Source organism: Pedobacter sp. 01T416_2, from assembly GCF_056398925.1.
On record NZ_JBFTQI010000007.1, the window covers coordinates 1 to 22,654 of the forward strand.

General features: G+C 38.5%; 21 protein-coding genes. 8 read left to right on the forward strand and 13 right to left on the reverse strand.

The genetic code is table 11. The annotated features are described in order from the left end of the window. A partial coding sequence (locus AC1DPQ_RS00690) for a hypothetical protein (RefSeq protein ID WP_477607501.1) occupies positions 1-385 on the reverse strand: 385 nt, incomplete at its 3' end. Between the two features lie 216 nt (positions 386-601). On the opposite strand from AC1DPQ_RS00690, the gene AC1DPQ_RS00695 reads away from it, so the two are divergent. Next, complete coding sequence (locus AC1DPQ_RS00695) at positions 602-904, forward strand: GIY-YIG nuclease family protein (protein ID WP_477579867.1); 303 nt, start codon at positions 602-604, stop codon at positions 902-904. A gap of 226 nt (positions 905-1,130) precedes the next feature. After that, positions 1,131-2,612 carry a phytoene desaturase family protein gene (locus AC1DPQ_RS00700; RefSeq protein WP_477607503.1) on the forward strand — a complete coding sequence of 494 codons (1,482 nt, stop codon included), beginning with the start codon at positions 1,131-1,133 and terminating at the stop codon, positions 2,610-2,612. Between the two features lie 495 nt (positions 2,613-3,107). On the opposite strand, the gene AC1DPQ_RS00705 is transcribed toward AC1DPQ_RS00700, so the two are convergent. From AC1DPQ_RS00705 to AC1DPQ_RS00720, 4 genes are all read right to left on the reverse strand, one after another. After that, entirely contained in the window at positions 3,108-3,638 is a 531-nt protein-coding gene (locus tag AC1DPQ_RS00705) for an RNA polymerase sigma factor (protein ID WP_477607505.1), read from the reverse strand. 129 nt (positions 3,639-3,767) lie between these two features. Continuing rightward, positions 3,768-4,784 (reverse strand): UDP-N-acetylmuramate dehydrogenase, encoded by a 1,017-nt coding sequence (gene murB, locus AC1DPQ_RS00710; protein ID WP_477582757.1) that lies wholly within the window; start codon positions 4,782-4,784, stop codon positions 3,768-3,770. Between the two features lie 41 nt (positions 4,785-4,825). Next, positions 4,826-5,275: a hypothetical protein gene (locus AC1DPQ_RS00715; protein WP_477582759.1), complete on the reverse strand. Its 450-nt coding sequence runs from the start codon at positions 5,273-5,275 to the stop codon at positions 4,826-4,828. 10 nt (positions 5,276-5,285) lie between these two features. Then, the gene (locus AC1DPQ_RS00720) at positions 5,286-5,726 is read right to left on the reverse strand and encodes a sterol desaturase family protein (protein ID WP_477582761.1); all 441 of its coding nucleotides are present in this window, start codon (positions 5,724-5,726) and stop codon (positions 5,286-5,288) included. 167 nt (positions 5,727-5,893) lie between these two features. Here AC1DPQ_RS00720 and AC1DPQ_RS00725 point away from each other — a divergent pair, with 167 nt between their 5' ends. The 5 genes from AC1DPQ_RS00725 to AC1DPQ_RS00745 all read left to right on the forward strand — a co-directional run bounded on the left by AC1DPQ_RS00725 (position 5,894) and on the right by AC1DPQ_RS00745 (position 13,369). Then, positions 5,894-6,505, forward strand: coding sequence for a TetR/AcrR family transcriptional regulator (locus tag AC1DPQ_RS00725; protein ID WP_029279769.1), 612 nt, complete (start codon positions 5,894-5,896; stop codon positions 6,503-6,505). Positions 6,506-6,596: 91 nt separating this feature from the next. Further along, positions 6,597-7,937: a TolC family protein gene (locus AC1DPQ_RS00730; RefSeq protein WP_477607507.1), complete on the forward strand. Its 1,341-nt coding sequence runs from the start codon at positions 6,597-6,599 to the stop codon at positions 7,935-7,937. A gap of 2 nt (positions 7,938-7,939) precedes the next feature. Further along, positions 7,940-9,007, forward strand: a complete 1,068-nt coding sequence (locus tag AC1DPQ_RS00735; RefSeq protein WP_477607509.1) for an efflux RND transporter periplasmic adaptor subunit — start codon at positions 7,940-7,942, stop codon at positions 9,005-9,007. Between the two features lie 64 nt (positions 9,008-9,071). After that, positions 9,072-12,266, forward strand: coding sequence for an efflux RND transporter permease subunit (locus tag AC1DPQ_RS00740; RefSeq protein WP_215130221.1), 3,195 nt, complete (start codon positions 9,072-9,074; stop codon positions 12,264-12,266). Between the two features lie 299 nt (positions 12,267-12,565). Continuing rightward, positions 12,566-13,369 (forward strand): hypothetical protein, encoded by an 804-nt coding sequence (locus AC1DPQ_RS00745; RefSeq protein WP_477607511.1) that lies wholly within the window; start codon positions 12,566-12,568, stop codon positions 13,367-13,369. 753 nt (positions 13,370-14,122) lie between these two features. Here the strand turns inward: AC1DPQ_RS00745 and AC1DPQ_RS00750 are convergent. From AC1DPQ_RS00750 to lpdA, 5 genes are all read right to left on the reverse strand, one after another. Further along, positions 14,123-15,328 (reverse strand): MFS transporter, encoded by a 1,206-nt coding sequence (locus tag AC1DPQ_RS00750; protein WP_477582769.1) that lies wholly within the window; start codon positions 15,326-15,328, stop codon positions 14,123-14,125. A gap of 110 nt (positions 15,329-15,438) precedes the next feature. Next, positions 15,439-16,092 carry a TenA family protein gene (locus AC1DPQ_RS00755; protein WP_477607513.1) on the reverse strand — a complete coding sequence of 218 codons (654 nt, stop codon included), beginning with the start codon at positions 16,090-16,092 and terminating at the stop codon, positions 15,439-15,441. Beyond that, entirely contained in the window at positions 16,089-16,907 is an 819-nt protein-coding gene (gene thiD, locus AC1DPQ_RS00760) for a bifunctional hydroxymethylpyrimidine kinase/phosphomethylpyrimidine kinase (protein WP_477582771.1), read from the reverse strand. The genes AC1DPQ_RS00755 and thiD overlap by 4 nt, the downstream gene beginning before the upstream one ends. 690 nt (positions 16,908-17,597) lie before the next feature. Next, positions 17,598-19,133, reverse strand: a complete 1,536-nt coding sequence (locus AC1DPQ_RS00765) for a choice-of-anchor I family protein (RefSeq protein WP_477607515.1) — start codon at positions 19,131-19,133, stop codon at positions 17,598-17,600. A 372-nt stretch (positions 19,134-19,505) separates the two neighbouring features. Continuing rightward, positions 19,506-20,912, reverse strand: a complete 1,407-nt coding sequence (gene lpdA / locus AC1DPQ_RS00770) for a dihydrolipoyl dehydrogenase (RefSeq protein ID WP_477607517.1) — start codon at positions 20,910-20,912, stop codon at positions 19,506-19,508. A 170-nt stretch (positions 20,913-21,082) separates the two neighbouring features. Between lpdA and AC1DPQ_RS00775 the strand changes: the two genes are divergently transcribed. Next, positions 21,083-21,310, forward strand: coding sequence for a response regulator transcription factor (locus AC1DPQ_RS00775; RefSeq protein ID WP_477607522.1), 228 nt, complete (start codon positions 21,083-21,085; stop codon positions 21,308-21,310). A gap of 94 nt (positions 21,311-21,404) precedes the next feature. Here the strand turns inward: AC1DPQ_RS00775 and AC1DPQ_RS00780 are convergent, their stop codons facing one another. The 3 genes from AC1DPQ_RS00780 to AC1DPQ_RS00790 form a co-directional block, all read right to left on the reverse strand. Next, on the reverse strand, positions 21,405-21,761 hold the full coding sequence (locus AC1DPQ_RS00780) for a bleomycin resistance protein (protein WP_477607519.1): 357 nt from the start codon (positions 21,759-21,761) through the stop codon (positions 21,405-21,407). Between the two features lie 62 nt (positions 21,762-21,823). Continuing rightward, positions 21,824-22,375 (reverse strand): Crp/Fnr family transcriptional regulator, encoded by a 552-nt coding sequence (locus tag AC1DPQ_RS00785; protein ID WP_477584018.1) that lies wholly within the window; start codon positions 22,373-22,375, stop codon positions 21,824-21,826. A 38-nt stretch (positions 22,376-22,413) separates the two neighbouring features. Beyond that, the coding region (locus AC1DPQ_RS00790) for a DUF2306 domain-containing protein (protein ID WP_477607521.1) at positions 22,414-22,654 on the reverse strand (241 nt) is incomplete at its 5' end.

The window sequence follows — 22,654 nt, forward strand, 5'->3', positions numbered from 1 at the left end:
GAGCTAAATCTTTACTAAAGCCGAGAAAAGAAGGTGTATAAAACTCAATAGAAAACCGCATAAAGCGAATTTCCATATTTTCCTTATCCATATCAATTGCTTTTTGCATGGTTTTGAGCGATCGGCCCACATACTTGATCTTGTTGTATGGATTCCATGAGTGCTTGGCTTTAAGTGCCTCCAACGTTCCGGTGTAACCAGTAATTAAGGCGGTTTTATTGGCCAGCTTGCTCAGTTTGGCAAATAATGAGTCGGTTAGCTTCGAATTTTCTACCGCTTTAACCATATTAGTTTTTAATATCGCAATTTCTTGGGTAGATAACTGGGCGTAAGTAATATTGCTTGCTGCAAACAGCAGAAAAAATATAATGCGTAGTTTAATCATGAGTTTGGGCAAAGGTAAGAAAAGCTAAGCGCTTTTGCTTCCGCTGTCATCCTGAGTGCAGCGAAGGATCTCAATCCGATGAAATACTGAAACTCTAACCACTACCTCAAAACCATTGATTCATTTTAACCAATGTTAACATATAACAGATTCTTCACTGCGTTCAGAATGACAAAACACTTTAGTTAAAATCATAAAAAACATTTATTTTTAATTATGGATCATAATTATTTCGTTTACATTTTAACCAATAAAAACAAAACTGTGGTTTATACCGGAGTAACAAACGATCTAGAAGCAAGACTTAGACAACATATAGAGAACAAAGAAAATAAGTTCGCTTTTACTTATAAATATAATTGCCACTATATGGTTTATTTTGAGCGGTTTGAACACATTGAACATGCTATTGAACGAGAAAAAGAAATAAAAGGCTGGACAAGAGCAAAGAAGAATGCGTTAATTGAACGTAAAAATAAAAATTGGGATTTTCTTAACGACATGATTGTTGAAGGATAAATCATTTGTTGATCTTGGCGTTATAGTGTCATCCTGAGCATAGCGAAGGATCTCCAACCGATGAAATACAGTACCTAAACTATCGATCGAATCAAGCCCCCATAAAGATTACTTCCAATAAAAGAAAGATTCTTCACTGCGTTCAGAATGACAACCACACAGAACGACAACCACACTGAATGACAAAAACAAAAACAAAACGCAATAAAATTCCTTTATTTACACCATGGAGAAAAAACCCACAGTTACCATTATCGGTGCTGGCTTTGCAGGTTTGGCTGCTGCAGCTTTATTGGCTAAGGATGGTTGTGATGTTACGGTGATCGAAAAAAACGAAATGGCTGGTGGCAGGGCCAGAACCTGGCAAAAAGACGGATTTCTTTTCGATATGGGCCCCAGCTGGTATTGGATGCCAGATGTTTTCGAAAACTACTATAACCTATTCGGCAAAACTGYCGCAGATCTTTATGCGCTAAAGAGATTAAACCCTTCTTACCGTATTTATTTTGGCAAACAGGATACTATTGATGTTCCAGCAACATTAGCTGATTTATATGCTTTATTCGAAAAACTAGAGCCAGGAAGCAGCAAAAACCTAAAATATTTTCTTGATCAGGCCAAATACAAGTACGATGTAGGCATGAATGAGTATGTTTTTAAGCCTTCGCACAGTGTGATGGAATATTTTGATCCCAGATTGGCTGTTAGTGGAATCAAATTGCAGCTTTTGGGCAATATGCGTAAACATGTTTACCGGTTATTMAAGAATGAGCGTTTGAGGAAACTTTTAGAATTCCCGGTTTTATTTTTAGGAGCCACACCACAAAACACACCTGCCCTATACAGTTTAATGAACTATGCCGATCTCGTTTTAGGTACCTGGTACCCAATGGGCGGCATGCACAAAATTGTGATGGCTATGCAACAAATAGCCGAAAGTGAGGGTGTAAAATTTATTTTCGATACCGAGGTAACCAAAATTGAAGTGAAAAACAACCTGGCAGAGTACGTAATTACCAACAAGGGCAACTTTAAAAGTGATTTCGTGGTGGGTAATGCCGATTATCACCATATTGATCAACATCTTTTTGATAAACCTTACCGTAATTACAGCGAAAAATATTGGAATGAAAGAACAATGGCCCCCTCCTGCCTTTTGTTTTATATCGGATTAAATAAAAAACTAGACAATATATTACACCACAACTTATTCTTTGATGAGGATTTCGATCAACATGCCGAAGAAATCTACACCAATCCGCAATGGCCATCAAAGCCCCTATTTTATGCATGCTGTCCTTCCATAACCGATAAAAGTGTTGCACCGGAGGGCTGTGAGAACCTTTTCTTCTTAATTCCGGTAGCTCCTGATTTAGCAGATAGCGAAAGTAAAAGGGAAGAATACTTTAATTTATTGATCGAACGCTTTAAAGATTTAACCGGCAACAATATTGGCGGTAACATTTTGTTTAAGCGCAGTTATGCCATGAACGATTTTGTGGAAGATTACCATGCCTTTAAAGGAAATGCGTATGGATTAGCAAACACTTTGAAACAGACGGCTTTTTTAAAACCTAAGATGAAAAGTAAGGTAACAAATTTTTTATACACCGGACAATTAACCGTTCCGGGCCCCGGTGTACCACCTGCAATCATCTCTGGGCAAGTGGTAGCAAAAGAAATAAAAAAAAAGTTAAAAAAAGCTTGACAAATTTAAAATTTCCCTTATCTTTATAACCACAAAACAAAAATACTGCAATAAAGCTTCAAAACACATAATCGTTCGGGGTTTGCATTTGTTTCGAAATAAGAGAGAAGGCGAATTGTTGAAAGAAAAAATAAGAATCAACTAACCAAATATATGATAAGCAAAAAGGCCTGAATTTTCAGGCCTTTTGCTTTTTACAGTATTTCGGAAATGTCCTTTTTAGCGTCCAAGTGTCACCCCAAGTTTCAATTTATCGTATAACATCAGTACAAATAACAGAAAGGTTAAAAGTATAAAACATTTCCTATACCGTTATTTCGAGCGGAGTGCAACGCAGTCGAGAACCCGAAGGCTCAGCGAAGCTAAATCTATCAAGACGGATCTCTCTCCGAACGTTCGGGACTGCGCTTCAGTCGAGATGACGTTTCTCTTGTGGGCGTGAAAACAAAAAAGGCCCAGATAAATCTGAGCCTCTAGTTTTTAGATGGATGTATCTTAAGCCACTTCTGAAGTGGCAATTTCTTTCGAATACGTTTTTAGGTACTTTTTAAGAATGCCTCTTGCTACGTGGATACGCGTTTTTACTGTTCCAATCGGAATAGCTAACATATCTGCAATTTCGTGGTACTTGTATCCTTCAAAATAACGGATAAAAGGCACATAATACTCTTCAGGTAATTGCGAAAGGGCTTTATCTATATCGCCTAACACAAATTTGCTCTCTGCCTGATTTTTAGTTRCACTATATGAAAGATTTGCAGAAGATATATCTTCGCTCTGCGTAATTAAAGTATTTGTTTTCACCAGTCGGCGATAGTTGTTAATGAAAGTATTCTTCATGATGGTAAACAACCAACCTTTTAAATTCGTACCTTCTTTAAACTTATTGTAATAAGTGATCGCTTTCAGCATGGTATCCTGAACCAAATCATTTGCGTCTTCTGCGTCTTTGGTAAAATTTAAGGCATAAGATCTAAGCGATACCGAGTGATGATTAACCAGATGATTGAATTCAAATTTTGTCATGATATTTAGCTTTAGGTAGATAAAAAAACAAATGAATTATTGTTTGTTCGCTTAAACCTAAACAAACTTAGTACCAAAATTTTCTGGCATGGTGTTAAAAGCTTGCAACTACATAATGGCAAGCTTTCGTCACAGAATATTTACTTCTCTTTCTAAAGTGACTCCAAAAGTAGACTTTACACTGTCTATAATCTGTTCAGAAAAATTATACACTTCTGTGCCAGTCGCATGTCCATGGTTAACTAAAACCAACGCCTGGTTTTTCCAGGTACCTGTTTGGCCTACCACTTTACCCTTCCAACCACATTGCTCAATTAACCAGCCGGCCGCCAATTTAATTTTATCATCAGCTGTAGGGTAATGTACCACATCGGGATGTTTCGCTACAATATCAGCAAATTCATATTTTTCAATCACCGGATTTTTAAAGAAACTACCTGCGTTGCCAATAGTAGACGGATCAGGCAGTTTGCTTACGCGGATATGCGATACAGCAGATGAAACATCGGCAATATCCGGCTTTTCGATGCCTCTGTTCAGCAGCTCGGTTTCAATTGCACCATATGAGGTATTAATTTTCGCTTCCGCCGATAAACGGAAAGTAACTGATGTAATAATATACTGGCCCTTCAACTCACCTTTGAAAATACTTTCGCGGTAACCGAAATGGCAATCATCATAAGTAAAGGTTTTGATTTTTCCTGTTTTGATCTCAAAAGCACTGCAGCTTTCGAAAACATCTTTAAGCTCTACCCCATAAGCACCAATATTCTGTATTGGCGATGCACCCACAGTACCAGGGATCAGGCTTAAATTTTCTACGCCTGCAAAATGATGCCCAACACAGTAGTTCACAAAATCGTTCCATACTTCACCAGCACCGGCTGTTACCAACACTTTATCATCAATCATTCTGGATTGAATGCCTTTGATGCTGATTTTAACAACTAATCCCTTATAATCCTGGGTAAATAACACATTACTCCCTCCACCAATAACCAAGAGCTTTTGAGATTTTACGATTTCGTTTTTAAACAGTCTGGCTAAATCTGCTTCAGAAAATATCTCGGCAAAGTAACTTGCCTTAACATCGATACCAAACGAATTATATGGTTTTAACGAAATATTTTCCTGGATTTGAAGCATATTGATTCTGGGTTATGCTGCAAAAGTAAAATAAAAAATAGTTAAGGAACGATTTTGGTAATCCCCTTATCGAAATTAAAGCTTAAAGTGTCGGCTTTTTCTCCTTCAACTACTACTTTCGAAAGCTGCCAGCCGATAAAAGCTGGTTTGGTTTTGGCAACGTCCAATAAACGGTATCTTTCTTTGGTAAGTTTTGCACTGATCAATCCTACACTATCCGACTCTGCCTGGCTTAAATGTTCTATCTCACTCTCGAGGACAGCTAAAGTATCATCTAACTCATTTCCTTTTTTTAGACTATCAGCATAAGCCTGAGGAGAAATATTGTAAAGGCTATCTAATTTGGAACTATCAAAACTCAAATCCTGATTATTATTTTCGTGTTTAGCTTCTACAAGTGCAATAGCGCGGTCTTTATTCGTTTTTTTATGGCATGAATATAAGGCTAAGCAAATCATTCCGAAAAGGATAAACAGGCAATAATTTCTCATATCATGTAATTTAGTTTTTTAATACTGTTTTCCTTACAAATAATAGCCCAAAAGCCTTTCCTTTTTCCCGCCCTCTATTTTTGTGATGGATTTTATGTGCTTTTCGCACGGCTTGCAAATAAGTGTTGTTGCTTTTAAAAGTTTTAAATCTCCGGTGCACAAACCAATCGTGTACCACAAAATAGATCAGACCATATAAAGTAATCCCTAAACCAATAAAAAACCGGTAACTTAAATTATCTCGATCAGCATACATTAAAAACAAGGATACTGCAGCAAATAATGCGGCAAACAGATCGTTCCATTCGAAGAATGATTTTGCTTTTTGGTGATGGCTTTTATGCATAAACCATAGTGGTCCATGGAATAAATACTTGTGTATAAACCAAGAAAAACACTCCATTGCTATGATGGTAAACAATACAATAAAGATGTTGATTAGTGCTGACAAATTTTCTAAACGATTGGTTTGTAAAGATATATAAACAGCGCAAGAAACAAAATTATGTCATAAAATTGTAAGCTTAATGCGCTTTTCAACAAACCTTTCATGACTAATCATTTTTTAGCACTATTTTTGACTAAAATATTAAAAAAGTCAGAAAGTAGAAAAGTAAAATGATTGTAGCCGATAAAAAGAGAGAGCAAATTATTGATGGCGCTATAAAACGCTTTATCCATTTTGGTATTGGTAAAACCACAATGAACGATATCGCAGAAGATCTTTCCGTTTCCAAACCATCGCTTTATTATTATTTCCCGGATAAGAAGCATTTAATTATTGGAGTAATAGAAAGGGTATTTAACGACTTCTTTGAGTTGATCAAAAAGAAATACAATCCAGACCAACCTTTGGAAGACATCCTTTTTAGCACCATAGAAGTGAGGAACACTTTCTTCCAAAAATATTACATGTTAAGGATTACCGAAGGTATTCCTGATTTATTGAACGATGATGTGATCAAAGGAAAGTTACAAACGCTTAAAAGTTCGGAAAAAGATTTCTTCGCAGAAATTTTTAGCCAGGCAAAAGGAAAGGGAGAAATTGAGCACGATGATACTGCACATGTTGCAGAACTTTACCTGGAAAGTTTGATGGGCCTTTGCACCATGTGCATTATGGAAACCGGAAAAGATCTTTTCCCTGATAAAAAAGCATTAAACAAAATGACACTGAAGCAAAAAAACCTCACCACCATATTTGTGAGAGGTTTACGATGTTCAGACTGAAATACGGCGGCCGCAGCAACTGATAAACCGGTTGTGAACCAGCCACAAATTTTAAATAGATAAGAACCCAAAAACAAAAAAACAATACATTATGCTTAGAGTAAAAATGGTAAGGTTAATGCTCATACTGCTAATCGGCTCGGTTTTACCGCAGCTGGTGCTTGCACAGCAGCAAGTTACCTTAAAAGATGCGCTAACCTACGCGCTCCAAAACAACACCAAGATTCGAAACTCGAAATTGGATATTGAAGGCGGAAGATACAAGGTGGAGGAAGTTAGGGCACAGGCCTTGCCTCAAATTACAGGAAATGTTGGTTTAACTTATAATCCTATTATCGGTCAGCTGGTTGCTAATTTCGGCGGACAGACACAGGCGATCAAATTAGGCCAGAACTGGAATTCGACTGCAGGTGTTCAGCTTTCGCAACAATTATTCAATCAACAGGTTTTTACTGGTTTGCAGGCTGCGAGATCGAGCGAGGAATATTACAACCTTACTTCAAAATTAACTGAAGAGCAGATTATCGAGCTGGTGGCCAACAATTACTACCAGGTTTTGGTAAACAGACAACAGTTAAACGTAATTGATACCAATATTAAAAATGTTAAAATTGTAGAAAAAATTGTCTCAAACCAGTTTAAAAATGGTTTAGCCAGAAAAATCGATGTTGACAGGATCAATGTAAACCTCACTAATCTGAATACACAACGTGAGCAGGTAATTAATGCCATTACCCAATTAGAGAATCAGTTAAAATTCTCAATGGGCATGCCGGTTTCTACGCCGATCACCTTACCATTTACCGAATTAACAGAGGTGACTACTTTACCTGTATTTACAGACTCTATCGATCYGGCAAACAGAACAGAGGTTAAACTTTTGGATAATCAGGATAAACTTTTATCACTGCAAAGAAAGGCATACGTGGCCGAATATTATCCATCATTGGCTTTAACGGGTAATTATACCTACTCGAGCCAAAGTGATGGTTTCGATTTCCTAAAGTCTAATGCTGCTGCAATCGGATACGGCGCATCGGCAGTTGGTCTGACTTTAAAAGTGCCAATTTTCAATGGTTTTTTAACACGTTCAAAAATCCGCCAGGCAGATGTGGATATTAAGAAAGCAAGAGAGAGCAGAAAAGAATCTGTAAACTCATTAAACCTGGCTTATGAGAACGCAAAAATTCAATTGCGCAACAACATCAATACCATTAAATCGCAACGTAAAAATGCGGATTTGGCGCAAGAAATTTACAAAAGCACACAAAACAATTATAACAATGGCTTAGCTTCTTTAACCGATCTTCTGGATACAGAAAATGCACTTACTGAGGCACAGAACAGTTATACACAGGCTTTATTGAATTACAAAATAGCCGAAATACAATTAATCAAATCAAACGGGAATATTAAATCGCTAGTACAATAGAAATGAAAAGAGTAATTACCATAATTATCGTAGTTGTTGTTGCCCTTGGTGCAATAGCTTATGTTTTAAGCAACAATAAAAAGAAGAACGAAGAAAAAACTGCTTTCATTGCTAAAGGTGGTGGCGCCGTTGCCGTTCGAGTTGCTCAGGTAGAGAGAAAAGCTGTGAATTTAGATTTCAGTGCAAACGGAAACTTTATTCCTAAACAAGAACTTAACTTCTTATCAGAAAATGCAGGTCGTGTTACCGCTATTTATGTTGATGAAGGTGACCGTGTAAGCAAAGGTCAGGTTATAGCACGCGTTGATGCTGAAATCATCAATACAGATAGAGAAACTGCAGAGGCTAACTACCAAAATGCAGTGAAAGATGAGGCCAGATACCAGAGCTCATTCCAAACCGGCGGAGTTACACAACAACAGTTAGATCAAGCTAAATTGGCTACAAGAAATGCGAAACTGCGCTTACAGGCTTCGCAACGTAAATTAAGCGATGCAAACATTAAATCGCCTATCAATGGTATTGTAAACAAAAGATACATCGAAGTCGGTGCATTTGTAAATACTCRGGGCACACAGATGTTCGAGCTTGTTGATGTTTCTAAATTAAAATTAAAAGTAAACGTTAACGAATCGCAGGTTGCCAATCTTAAAATCGGCGATCAGATCGAGATCAAATCTTCGGTTTTCCCAACTGATAATTTCTCCGGAAAAGTAACTTTCATCGCTGCCAAAGCCGATGCAACGTTAAACTTCCCGATCGAAATTGAAGTAGATAATAGCCACAAAAACACCTTAAAAGCCGGTATGTACGGAACTGCAATATTCAAGTTCCCTAAACAGGCGCCAAGCATCCTCATTCCACGTACTTCGTTTGTAGGTAGTGTAAGTAGCAATCAGGTTTTTGTATTGGATAAATCTAACAATACTTCTAAAACTCGAACTGTTGTGGCGGGCCGTATTTTAGGAGACAATGTTGAAATTCTTGATGGCTTAAAAGAGGGTGAAACTGTAATCACCAGCGGACAGATTAACTTAACTGAGGGTACTCAGGTAAGTATTGTAAAATAAGTTAGAGGGGATTTTTCGGCTTTAAAACGCGATACGCCAATCGCAAAACGCAATACTAATTAAAATGAAGATAACAGACATATCTATAAAAAGGCCTTCGCTGGTTATTGTGGTGTTTACCGCACTTACTTTGCTTGGGCTACTAAGTTACTTTTCGTTGGGTTATGAATTACTTCCAAAATTCTCTAACAACGTAGTATCTATTTCGACCATCTACCCTGGTGCTTCACCAAATGAGGTTGAAAATACCGTAACCAAAAAGATTGAGGATGCGGTATCATCGATGGAAAACATCAAGAAAATCAACTCTGTATCGTTTGAGAGTTTATCTACGGTTACCATCACCTTAACTGATGCAGCAAACATCGATATTTCCTTAAATGATGCACAAAGAAAGGTAAACGCCATTCTTTCTGATCTGCCTGAGGATGTAAAAACGCCGTCATTAAGTAAATTCTCTTTAGATGATTTACCGGTAATTACCATGTCGGCATCAGCCAATATGGATGACATTACCTTTTACGATTTAATTGATAAACGTATTGCTCCGGTAATTTCGAGGGTGAGTGGTATTGCTCAGGTTAACTTAGTTGGTGGTTCGGAACGCGAAATTCAGGTATCGTTAGATGCTGATAAATTACAAGGTTACAACCTTTCAGTTCCACAGGTGCAGCAATTAATTTTAAGTTCTAACTTAGATTTCCCTACAGGAAGTGTTAAAACCCAAAACCAGGATGTATTGATCCGTTTATCGGGTAAATACAGAAGTATGGAAGAGTTGAGAAACCTGGTTTTAACAACGACTAAAGATGGTGCACAGATTCGTTTAGGTGACGTTGCCGACGTTCAGGATTCGCAAAAAGAAACTGAAAAACTGGCACGTATCGATCGTAAAGCATCTATCGCCATTCAGATCATTAAACAGAGTGATGCAAATGCGGTAGAAGTGAGTAAAGGTGTACATGCCATTATTGCTAAACTTAAAGGTGAATACAAGGCCAACAACCTCGACATCAGAATTGTAAACGATAGTTCAATCTTTACCTTAGAATCAGCTGATGCGGTAATCCACGATTTAATCCTGGCGGTTATTTTGGTGGCTTTCGTAATGCTTTTCTTCTTGCACAGTTTACGTAACGCGTTAATTGTAATGGTATCGATTCCGGTTTCATTAATCGCTACGTTTATCGGGATTAGCTTGTTCGGCTTTACCTTAAACTTAATGTCGTTATTGGGACTATCACTCGTGGTAGGTATCCTGGTGGATGATGCGATTGTAGTACTGGAAAATATCCAGCGACACATGGAGATGGGCAAGAACAAAGTAAGAGCAGCATCTGATGCAACAAGAGAGATTGGTTTTACCGTAGTATCGATTACTTTCGTAATTGTGGTAGTGTTCTTCCCGATTGCGGTAAGTACGGGTTTGGTATCGAACATCTTACGTCAGTTCTGTATTGTGGTAATTATTGCAACGTTACTTTCGTTAGTAGCTTCATTTACCATTGTACCACTTATCTTCTCTCGTTTTGGTAAGTTAGAACGTATTGAAGGTAAAAACCTGTTTGGCCGTTTCATTCTTTGGTTCGAAAAACAATTAAAGAAATTTACCCTTTGGATTACCAGCATTTTAACATGGTCGTTAAACCACAAAGCCTTAACATTAATTATTGTTGTGGTGATGTTCTTTAGCTCATGTGGATTATTGGTAGGCGGTTTTATCGGATCGGAGTTTTTCCCTAAATCAGATAAAGGTGAGTTCTTGGTGCAGTTAGAGTTACCAAAAGATGCCTCTTTAGAGCAAACCAACTTTTTAACGCAAAAAGCTGAGGCTTTCTTAGATAAACAACCAGAAATTACACAGTTAATTACTACAGTTGGACAATCGACTGGTGATTTCGGTGGTACACAGGCTACAGCCTATAAATCGGAGATTAATGTTAAGCTGGTTGAACGCGATGAGCGTAAAGGTGTTTCTTCAGATATTTTCGCAACTAAAATGAGCCGTGCACTGGCTAAAGAATTAATTGGAGCAAAAGTTAAAACCGTTCCGATCAGTATTTTGGGTATTGCAGAAAACGCACCGATCCAATTGGTGGTAATGGGTTCTGATTTAGACAGCGCATTGAAGTATGCTGAAGGTGCTCAAAAAGTGCTTGCGGCTATCCCTGGAGCTACAGAGATTAAATTATCAGTAGAAAAGGGAACTCCTGAGATTAACGTTCAGGTAGACCGTGATAAGATGTCGGCCGTTGGCTTAACTTTACAAACTGTAGGCTCAACCATGCAGACTGCTTTTGCGGGTAATACCGATGGTAAATACCGTAAAGGTGAATACGAGTACGATATCAATATTCAGTATCAAAACTTCAACCGCCAGAATATTGATGACGTGCGTAACCTGATTTTTGTAAACAGCGATGGTAAACAGATCAAGTTATCACAGTTTGCAACCATTACAGAAGGTTCAGGTCCGAGTCAGTTAGAGCGTTTAAATAAATCTACTTCGGTATCTGTTAAGGCACAGTCAATCGGTAGACCAACAGGAACCGTGGTTGCTGAGTTCCAGGCGAAACTGGAAGAGCTGCAAAAAAATGGCAAACTTAAAGCCCCAATTGGCGTAAGTTATAGCTGGGCGGGTGATCAGGAAAATCAGAGCGAAGGTTTTGGTACTTTAGGTATCGCTTTATTGGCTTCGATCATTTTGGTTTACCTGATTATGGTTGCACTTTACGATAGTTTTATCTATCCATTGGTGGTAATGTTTTCGCTGCCTTTAGCGGTAATCGGAGCATTGTTAGCTTTAGCTTTAACCAATAACTCAATCGGTATCTTCACCATTTTAGGTTTGATTATGTTAATGGGTCTGGTAGCGAAAAACGCGATTATCCTGGTCGATTTTACCAACCACTTAAAGGCTGAAGGCAAAGAGACTAAAGAAGCGCTTGTTTTGGCCAACCACGCACGTTTACGCCCAATTTTAATGACCACCATAGCCATGGTATTCGGTATGCTTCCAATTGCATTGGCAAGCGGTGCAGGTGCCGAATGGAAAAATGGTTTGGCCTGGGTTATTGTTGGTGGATTAACCAGTTCATTATTCTTAACCTTAATTGTGGTACCGGTGGTATATTTAATATTCGACAGAATGTTAGAACGTTTAGGCTTTAACAAAAAAGGAAAAACAATCGATGAGTTAATGGTAGAACCATACAAACACAAAGATGTAAACGAATACGATTTAGATCACGGACATTAATAGACATCCAGATTAACAATCAATTTAGCCCCGATCCCAAAATCGGGGCTTTTTTGTGGATTTTGTTTTTAGCCACGGARGTACAGAAAACACGGAAATTTATCCGCAAAGAGGCATCCAATCGATTTCGATAAATGAGATGTCAAACTTTCATGCACGGATAATTCCGCACACCGTGGTTCGTGTCCCCACGAACCACTTTATTTTTTCACTTGCTGCATCTAGAAATTTTGATGCCCAGATAATTATACAATGTTGTCTTCAAACAAATTATGTAGCAACATTGTATATTAGGGATTATGTTTAAACTCATTCTAAGTCTGTTCCTGATCTGTTCTACCCTTCTGGTTAATGCGCAACACCCGCCTGTTTTCCCGGCGATGAGTACTGATTCGAGCTTCGTTAAGGTTTCAAACTTAGATATCACGCTGGTAAAATACAGTTACAAACCTAATGGCATTAAATTTTTAGTTGTACATGATAATGAAGATACTGGTGTAAAAGCAGGTTTTGATTATATTCGCTGGAGCGGTGGCGAGCTCATCGACAGTCAATATGGCGGCGTAAGAGATTATTATTTCACCTATATGGATGATCAATACCGTATAGACCCAAACGCTATTTATACCGAAGTAGGTGTAAATACAAGGTTAAAAAAAGATCTTTTCAGCTCTAACGAAGTTGAAAAAGCAATACTTAATGCAGGCAAACAAATTGTCGATTTTTACGATCCAAAAGCCACAGGTTATTTTTTAACCTTGCATAACAATGCCGATGGTGGTTTTGGTATTTCTTCTTATTTACCAGGTTACGATTTAGCCAGCACTGCCGATTCGGTTTACATCAACTTCCAGATGGATGGAGATGATCTTGTTTACGTAACCGAACCAAGATTGTTCAGCAGCTTAAAAAAGGCCAATGTAAATGTAATTCTTCAATCTAAATTTGTTTCTAATGATGGCTCGCTTTCGGTTTATGCCATGCAAAATAATATTCCTTATATTAATGTAGAAGTACAGCATGGGCATTTGGACGAAAATTTAAGATTAATTGAGCTGGCCGTAGCAGCCCTAAAAGAACATGGATTGGTGAAGAAAGAGTAGATTATTAAGCATTTTCATAGCTACCCTTACTAAATTTTGATATTTATGTGCAGGTAGCGCACTCCAAATGAAATAATGGTTTTAAAATTAGGAAATGATTGGCCTGTGGTTCTTGGTGGTTTGCAGTCCTGCTATTACTCCCGACTTAAGGCCGGGATTCATTGCAATCGGGTTTAGGAACAAAGGTTGGTGCACCTTGCAACCCGACAAATGAAATACTGTCGCGGCCCTTTAGCCTCGGTTGAAGCGTTACCCTGCAGCAACGAGGTATCCCGAACTTTCGGGAAAGCGTATAAGCATAAAACGGGAAGACATTTACTGTTTTGCAGGGCCTTGCGCTCCAAATGAAATCGATAGTTTTTTTATTGGAAACGAATGGCTTATGGTTCTTGGCGATTCTCAGTCCCGCCATTCGCTGTAGCTCCGATAGAAGACCTGTGAAACAAGCAAGCACACCAAAATATAACATAAATCGGTGCTTAATCGGAGGCTGCCGCTATTGTCGGGTTTAAGAACAGGGGTTTTTGCGCCCTAACCCCAAAAATGAAATGCTGTCGTGGCCAACTAGCCCCGGTTGAAGCGTTACCCTGCAGCAACGAGGTACGAGGCAGTGAAGCGTAAAACGGGAAGAAGCTTCTTCTTACGCACAGACTGGCGCTCCAAATAATAAATACATTTTTATATAGAAACAAAAGCCCTATAATGCCGCTCAGTTAAACAATTAACCAATTCAAACAGTTAACCACCTCTCGGCTAATTTATCGCTTTTATTTTTGTGATCAGGAAAGTAATCAGCAAACCAAAAACAGAAATTATCCCGAAAGAATAACGCAGGCTTGATAGTTGCGAAACATAGCCTATTAATGGCGGACCAAACAAAAAGGCAAAATAACCAATACTCGAAACCATGGTTATTGCTTTACCAGCAGGCACTTTCTTATTGTTACCAGCTATGCTATATACCATTGGTACAATACTCGAAACACCCAAGCCAATAAGCATAAAACCAAAAATAGCGACAATTAGGTTTGGAAATATTACGGCAAGCGCCATCCCTATCGATATAATGGCACCACTGATCTGAAGGAGGTTTTTCCGCCCGAATTTACCGATTAAAAACACCCCTAAAAACCTTCCGCTTGCCATCATAAACATAAACGACGCATAACCTATAATCGCCTTATTATGAGGTAATTTCACCACATCTTCGAAGTAAATAGCGCTCCAATCGAACATTGTTCCTTCGGTGGCCATACTACAAAATGCGATAACGCCCAATAACACCAAAATACCCTGTGGCATGGTAAAAAACTTCGTTTTCTCAACCACCGTATCTGGTTTATTATAGTTCAGCAACTTTTTCCAGTTAAGCGCAACATTGCTTAAGGATATTAGTGCAATGATCCAAAAATGGGTATACATGCCTAATTTTAGGTTAACCAGCCCCAGGGCTATTAAAGCCCCCGTTAAATTACCAATACTCCAAGCCCCATGGAAAGAACTCATAATGGGTTTGCCGTAATAATTTTCACCTGCGACACCCTGTGTATTTAAGGCGATGTTACAAAGGTTCCCGGTTATACCAAATAGCACCAAAAAAGCAGCCAACTGCCAACCAGTTGTGGCTAATGCTAAAAAAGTTAATGCAATTGCATAAAGTGGCGCAGTTGCCCTTAGCATTTTCTTACTGCCAAAATGAGTGGTCAATTTCGCCGAAAAAAACATCGTTATAATCTGCCCCGCAGGTAATGCAAAAAGAATAGAGCCTAATTCTGCATCGTTTAGGCCCATAGAAGCTTTAAAAGTTGGAATCCTACTGGCCCAACTTGCAAAACAGACCCCTTGCATAAAGTAAAAGGCTGATATGGCAAAACGTACTTGTTTTGGAGAGCTTTGTGCTAATACAGGTTTATCTTCTTGTTTACTTAAAATTCCCTGTCCTTGCGTGCTTTCTTCCAAAATGATGTTTTAAATTATAGATTGAATTGCAAAGTTCTTTAAATCTATTGGAAATACCGACAAATTTTTAACATTTTATCAAAGAATTTGGAGAATACAGGGTTAAAATATTAAACTTTCCATTTTTCCAGTTCATAAGCACTATCCCAGAACATCCATTCTAAACGGGTTGCCATTTCGAAAGCATCCAGCATTTTTTGTTGGGTTACTGCATTAGCCTGCGCTGCCATTTGATCAGTAATATCAATCGCCTTTTCTACCGCAGCAGCAAATTCGACGCCCGCATACATATCGATCCACCTTTTGTAAGGATTTTGGTCGTCATTTTGCTGTGCGAAAATATGGTCGCCAACGGCTTTATAAATCCAAAAACATGGTAAAACAGCCGCCACTGCAATTTCTACATTGGCATACGCAGCCTGACTAAGGATATAATTGGTATACAAAAGCGTAGATGGCGTGGGCTGCACTTGCTTAGCTAAACCAAATTCCACAAAATAACTTTCATGCAAACTACGCTCGGCAAAAATTGCTCCTGTAGAAAACCCGGCAAAGGCCATCACCAAATCTGCATCCTGCATTCGGCTACTAATGGTGCTTAAAGTCCGGCCGAATTCTAAAAGGTAATAAGCATCCTGAGCTAAATAAAAGATAAATTTCTCTTTGGGCAAAGTTCCATTGCTCAACTCTTGGTTAAAAGGCATTTTTAAAATTTTGCCATAAATGGGTTTAACTCTTTCCCAGGCCTGTTCGCTCCATTTCATTGGATAATTAATTTTAAAGGTTCGAAAAAGTGGTTTAACGGGCCGTTGCCTTTGCCAGTTTTTACCTCGCTACCAGCTTGTAAGGCCCGGCTGATGTAGTTTTTCGCATTTTTTATTGCGATAAGTAGAGTGTTACCCTTGGCCATTTCGGCGGCAATGGCAGATGAAAGTGTACAACCTGTTCCATGTAGATTTTTAGAAGCAATAAAGACACTTTCTAATACTACTGGTGCATCGTTTCCAGAGATAAAAACATCGTAAATGATTGGGCCTATTAAATGTCCTCCTTTTATTAAAACGGCTTTTGCACCTTTCTCGATAATTTTTCTACCCGCCGTAATCATGCCATCGAGGTTATGGATCTCCTGCCCTGAAAGGATAATGGCCTCGTCTATATTTGGAGTAACCAATGTTACCAAGGGGAATAATTTTTCAACTAACTGGGTAACGGTATCAGCTTCGATTAACCGATCGCCACTGGTGGCTACCATAACCGGATCTAAAATAGCGGGAACATATTGATTATAGGTTTTTAATTCCTTTTCGATTACCTGTACAACTTCAGCACGGTTGATCATGCCGATTTTAATGGCCACTGGCGCTATATCATCTAATACCGCCTGTAACTGATCTTTAATCATTTCTGCTGGAATGCCATGCACTGACCGCACCCCGACTGTATTTTGTGCCGTTACAGCTGTGATTACCGAGGTGCCAAAACAGCCCAAAGCAGAAAAGGTTTTTAAATCGGCCTGGATGCCCGCACCGCCTCCACTATCTGAGCCGGCTATTGTTAATACATTAATATAATTCATTGCTAAATGACTTCATTTTGTTGTACAACTTCAGGAGTCTTCAAATGCAGTATGCATTTTTGCGCAATTTTTGCAGACAAACTAATTTCCTACGCCGGCATTATCCGGATCAGGTTCATTTATAGGGCATAGGGTGTAAGGTTTAGGGCATAGGGTTTTTCACCTTCCGCCTTTTACCTTTTGCCTTTCACCTATAAAATGGGTATATTCTCAGCCAACTTATTTGAAGGCACCCCTAAAGTTTTATTTTGTAGCGCAATATAGGGCTTTTTTTATTCTTCGTTCGTAGAAACCTGAGTTTAGATAATTAAATATTGATTTGATTATCTAAACTCAGGCTTGGGTTAAGTCGGTCGTCACCCTGACCTGTAGCGCAGCGGAAAGCTACGCAGTAAATTTATTTCAGGGTCTTTCCTGGCAAAAAAGATGCTGACCACCTAGTAGCTACAAGACAATTGAAAATACTACTTCTACTTGTAAAACAAGTTCAGCATGACGATGAGATTAGGAATAAACCTTATATGATAGTTATTTTTACAACTTAATAATCGAACTCAGGTTAGAAATGAATTATAGCCGAAGAGTTGTCAACTTAATAGCGACAGTCTATTAAAGTTGACAACTCAAAAAACAAAAACCCCGATATAAAACCGGGGCTAAAACATAATAATTAATAAAGGGATAGAGAGACTATATTTTATCGGGCTGAAAGAATTTAACTGTTCCATCAGCCTCGTTTGACACAATTAACAAACTTCTTCCATTAGGGCTATCTTTTGGTTTAACAAACAATAAACCTTCAGGGGCATCGCCCGTAGAGAATAGTTGAACAAATTTTGGTGAGGCTGGTATAGTTACATCATAAACAGCAATCATATCTGCACGTTCCATACCAATAAAAGCTAAGGTTTGCCCATTTACCTGTGCAACGGTTACACTTTCAACCTCTACACCTTTATTGTCAGACCGGTCATCATCATATTTACCTGCATCAATTACATGCTGTTCTAAATCTTTACCAATGTTGGCTACCAAAGCCCCAGTATTTGCATTAAGGATGCTCACACTTCTTCCACCTGTTGAGTATAATTCCTGATATACTTTATTCGTACCAACTAAGGTATAACCAACAGTATTTGTTACCGTAAGCCTTCCTAAATTAGCGTCTAACTGTAAGGTCGCAGCATTCGGAAATTTAGCTGCATCTAATACAAGATCTTTTACACGCACCTCTTCTTTTGCATCTTTTGGTGTGTAATCCTGCCTGGTATCGCCTTCATTGGCCAAGGCGAGATAAGCCGTACCACCAACAGTAAAATATGAGATTGCATCTGGCAGATAAAAAGCCTTGATTGGCCATGTACCTAAAACTTTTTTACCGTCTTTATCGCTTACATCAAAGGCATTGTCGGCCTGGCTGATGTCTCTAGTGCCTAAGGGATTGATTTTGGTAATGCTTCCGTCAACGATATCTATTTCGGCAACACCATTGTTCTCCTGTAGGGTAACGTATGCTTTCTTAGAATCAGCGCTTACAGCAATATATTCTGGTTCGATATCTTGTGTAAAACTTGCATTTAAACCATAAATCCTGAAGCCACCTGCAAGCAAAGTTGCTTTTTGTGATTCAAAAGCGGCGAAATCTAATGTTTTTACAGAATAGTTGTCTTTGATGTTAATGATCGAAATGGTTCCTTTAGGATCAACGGTATATGCAAGATTCGGTTCACCTTCGTTAGCCGATAAAATATAGTTCCCATCAGGACTGAAAGTTACCATATCGGGCATGGCACCTACGGTAATTTTTTTAACTTCTTCTAAAGTAGCTGTTTTTAATACCACTACATCACCATTTCCCTGCTTATCTGCGCCATCTAAAGCGATTGCTAATAAACCATTACTTACAGCCACGCTATTAATACCAGCGTTATTGGGGTATAATAAGGTTTTCAATTTTGTAACGGTTGGATATTTACTCATATCAACTACATCAACCTTGGTTCCGCCATCGTTACTCACCACAAATAATTGCTTGGTTAAGGGATCGTAAGCCGAAATTTCTGAAGCAAATTCCCCTCCTAAATCAATGGAAGCAGTTTCTTTAAAGCTGTCGATTTTTTCAGGAACGATAGCTTCAACCGGAGGATCTACAATCGGATCTTTTTTGCAGGCAGTAAATGCCAATGAAGCAATAAGGATTGCACCAAATAGTTTTTTACAGTTCATGGTTTTTTAATATCTGAACCGCAAAAATAGCCGCACATAACGCTAATTTTAGGTGTTGTTTGTTATCATTTTATTAAGAAAATATAAAGACCAAAGCAAAAAGATTAAAGGAGAAAGAGTAAAGCGAAACCCGTCGTCATCTYGACTGGAACGCAGTAGAATGGAGAGATCTATCTAGCTAGATTTAGCTTTGCTGAGCACTTCGTGGTTCTCGACTTCGCTGCACTCCGCTCGAAATGACGATAAAAAGTTAAAACAAAAAAATCCCGATTTTAGATCGGGATTTTTCTCTATGCGTCATGCTGAACTTGATTCAGCATCTTATTCAACAAGCAGATACTGAACCAAGTTCAGTATCTGCTTGTTGAATAATTAAATATGTATGGCTCTATTATCAGTTGCGGCAAGTGCTGCTTCTTTTAAGGCTTCGGTATAGGTTGGATGCGCATGGCAGGTACGTGCAATATCTTCTGCAGATGCACGGAATTCCATTGCAATAACTGCTTCTGCAATCATATCTGCTGCACGCGGGCCAATCATGTGTACACCTAAAACTTCATCAGTAGCGGCATCGGCCAAAACTTTAATGAAACCATCGGTATCCATACTCGCCTTTGCACGTCCGCTGGCTTTGAAAGGGAATGAACCTGCTTTATATTTAACACCTTTTTCCTTTAACTGCTCTTCGGTTAAACCTACAGAAGCAACCTCTGGCCAGGTATAAACTACACCAGGAATTAAATTATAATTGATATGTGGTTTCTGACCCGCAATGGTTTCGGCAACATAAGTACCTTCATCTTCTGCTTTGTGTGCCAACATGGCGCCAGTAATTACATCACCAATAGCATAAAYACCTTTAACGGAAGTTTCTAAATGTTCGTTAACCGGAATTTTTTTACCTCTTTCTTCAACAGTGATACCGATTTTATCTAAACCTAAACCTTCGCTGTAAGCCGTACGACCAACAGCAACGATACAATAATCGGCTTCTAAAGAAATGGATTCGCCCTTAGGGGTATCAGCCGTAACAGTTACCGTTTTACCTTTTGTGGTAGCACCGGTAACTTTGTGGCCCATGTAAAATTCCATGCCTAAAGTTTTCTTTAACACACGCTGAAGTTCTTTACCCAAACCAGCATCCATAGTACCAATGATAGATGGTAAAAACTCAACAACAGATACTTTTGTACCTAAACGGGCGTATACCGAACCTAACTCTAAACCGATTACACCGCCGCCGATTACCACCATCGTTTTTGGCACTTCTTTAATATTTAAAGCCTCAGTTGAAGTTATAATGCGTTTTTTATCGATTGGTAAGAACGGTAAAGCTGTTGGTTTAGAACCCGTAGCAATAATTACGTTTTTAGCTGATAAGGTTTCTGTAGAGCCATCGGCTTTAGTTACCAGAATGGTATTTTTATCTACAAAAGATCCTACACCTTCGAAAGAATCGATTTTATTTTTCTTGAACAAATAAGTGATACCAGCTGTATTTTGGGCAACAACATCGTCTTTACGGGCGATCATCTGTTTCATATCAACCTTTAAATCTTTTAAGTTGATACCATGGCTAGTAAACGTGTGAGCAGCGTTGTGAAAATGCTCTGAAGAATCTAACAAAGCCTTAGATGGAATACAACCTACATTTAAGCAAGTACCTCCAAAAGTTTTATATTTTTCAACAACTGCAGTTTTTAAACCTAACTGAGCACAACGGATTGCGCCTACATAACCGCCCGGCCCTGAACCGATAACAACGACATCGTATTGCATAATTTTTTGAGAATTTTGATTAGCCAAATGTAGGGAAAAAAGGCGGAAAGCTGAAAGTCCATTGAGCAATAGAAATCGGTTTCTTAGTCATTGGTTTATCAATTGTTAGTTCTTCGCTGATACCCGATGCCCCAATAGATCAAATACTGAAGATCAATGGGATAGAAATTATTGCCAAGCCTTCAGTAAATGATTTAAAAGGACGACCAAAATTCACCAAACGCGAACAACAGATCCTTCAGTTAATTGCACAGGGAAAAACGACCGCAGGCATAGCGGATGAGCTTTTTCTAAGTCCACTAACAGTAGAAACGCACCGCCGTAATATGATGCAGAAATTAGATGTTAAAAATTCTATCGAATTGATCAATATCGCTACCGAACAGTTGCTAATTTAGTTGGGAGTTAGGCGTTTGGAGTAGCTTATTCTATTAAACAATCAGCGCTTAACAATGAGCCATAAACTATCAACCATTGACTAATGAACCCCTCTTAAATCTCTTGTCCAAAAGTGAGTAAATTACTATCCGGATCAAGCATTGCGAATTCTTTCTGCCCCCATGGTTTTGTTTGTAAGCTTCCATTGGGATGAATGCTTTGTTTAGTTTCGAGCATCGATTTGTACAGCCCATCAATATCGTTTGTACGGATATAAACCTGACCATAGTTTTCTTTCGGATCCAGTGTTTCGAACAGAAAAAAGTGAATCTCAACACGGTCTTTTTGTACCATCAGGTAATCTTTAAAATCGGCACTTCCAATATCTTTAAAGCCTAATTTATTCACATAAAAATCTCTTGTGATTGCTTTATCACGCATGGGAAGTTTTGGGTTAATATCTGTTAGCATATTTTTTTATTTCAAAAATCGGTATTTTTCCCAAAAGCTGCACTTGATCCAGATCAGAAAATTTAATGATTTGCCCTTACCCTGCTCAATGTTTCAGGAGCGATCTTAAGGTATGAAGCGATCATTTTAACCGGAAAAACCTGTACAATGAGCGGTTTGGCATTTTTAATATAATTATATTTTTCAACTGGGCTTAGCGAACGATCAAATAAATATGTCCTGTTATTGGGCTGGTCAAAAATTCTACCCAAGCTTAAAAAAGACTGTGATTGGGCAATTAAACTATGTAAATTAGTTAAACTAAGCTCCAACACTTCAGATCTTTCAAAGGCCTTGATCGTTGTATCGGAAGGTTTTTGCTCAATCAGACTTGAATGATTGTACATCCACTCTTTTGGTAAATGCAGATCAATAATTGTTTCTGTGGTATCGTTAGCATGAAATTGAAAAAAAGATCCCGATAAAATGAAATAAACGGATTGACAAATTTCGCCAAGATGCAAGAGCACGTCGTTTTTACGGAACGACTTTCGGACAGTATATTCTTCAAAAAGAAGCAGGTCGTGAGATGAAAAGGATCCGACACTAGCTAAAATTTTCTGGGCTGACATCATAAACTAAATTATTGCAGAGGATAGRGCATCAAAATAACTTATTGATTAGCGGTTCTTCTGGTGATTAAATAGGCAACAATCAGATTAGGAATCCAGCATAACCAGGCAACAACCAGGTATGCTTTTGAAAAATCGCCATAAACCATTGTCAAAATTGGTAGCCACACCCTCAATGTAACAGCAGCAAAACAAGCCGCATAACTATAAATCATCATTTTTTGATGTTTTTCAATTTCTGCGCTTTTGATGTGTAAATAAGCCTTTAAAGTAGTGTAAAAC

Bases quoted from the DNA above. Each gene is read 5' to 3' on its own strand.
- AC1DPQ_RS00695 (WP_477579867.1), top strand. From the start codon at position 602: ATGGATCATAATTATTTCGTTTACATTTTAACCAATAAAAACAAAACT.
- murB (WP_477582757.1), bottom strand. From the start codon at position 4,784: ATGCTTCAAATCCAGGAAAATATTTCGTTAAAACCATATAATTCGTTT.
- AC1DPQ_RS00715 (WP_477582759.1), bottom strand. From the start codon at position 5,275: ATGAGAAATTATTGCCTGTTTATCCTTTTCGGAATGATTTGCTTAGCC.
- AC1DPQ_RS00725 (WP_029279769.1), top strand. From the start codon at position 5,894: ATGATTGTAGCCGATAAAAAGAGAGAGCAAATTATTGATGGCGCTATA.
- AC1DPQ_RS00740 (WP_215130221.1), top strand. From the start codon at position 9,072: ATGAAGATAACAGACATATCTATAAAAAGGCCTTCGCTGGTTATTGTG.
- AC1DPQ_RS00745 (WP_477607511.1), top strand. From the start codon at position 12,566: ATGTTTAAACTCATTCTAAGTCTGTTCCTGATCTGTTCTACCCTTCTG.
- AC1DPQ_RS00755 (WP_477607513.1), bottom strand. From the start codon at position 16,092: ATGAAATGGAGCGAACAGGCCTGGGAAAGAGTTAAACCCATTTATGGC.
- thiD (WP_477582771.1), bottom strand. From the start codon at position 16,907: ATGAATTATATTAATGTATTAACAATAGCCGGCTCAGATAGTGGAGGC.
- AC1DPQ_RS00765 (WP_477607515.1), bottom strand. From the start codon at position 19,133: ATGAACTGTAAAAAACTATTTGGTGCAATCCTTATTGCTTCATTGGCA.
- AC1DPQ_RS00780 (WP_477607519.1), bottom strand. From the start codon at position 21,761: ATGCTAACAGATATTAACCCAAAACTTCCCATGCGTGATAAAGCAATC.
- AC1DPQ_RS00785 (WP_477584018.1), bottom strand. From the start codon at position 22,375: ATGATGTCAGCCCAGAAAATTTTAGCTAGTGTCGGATCCTTTTCATCT.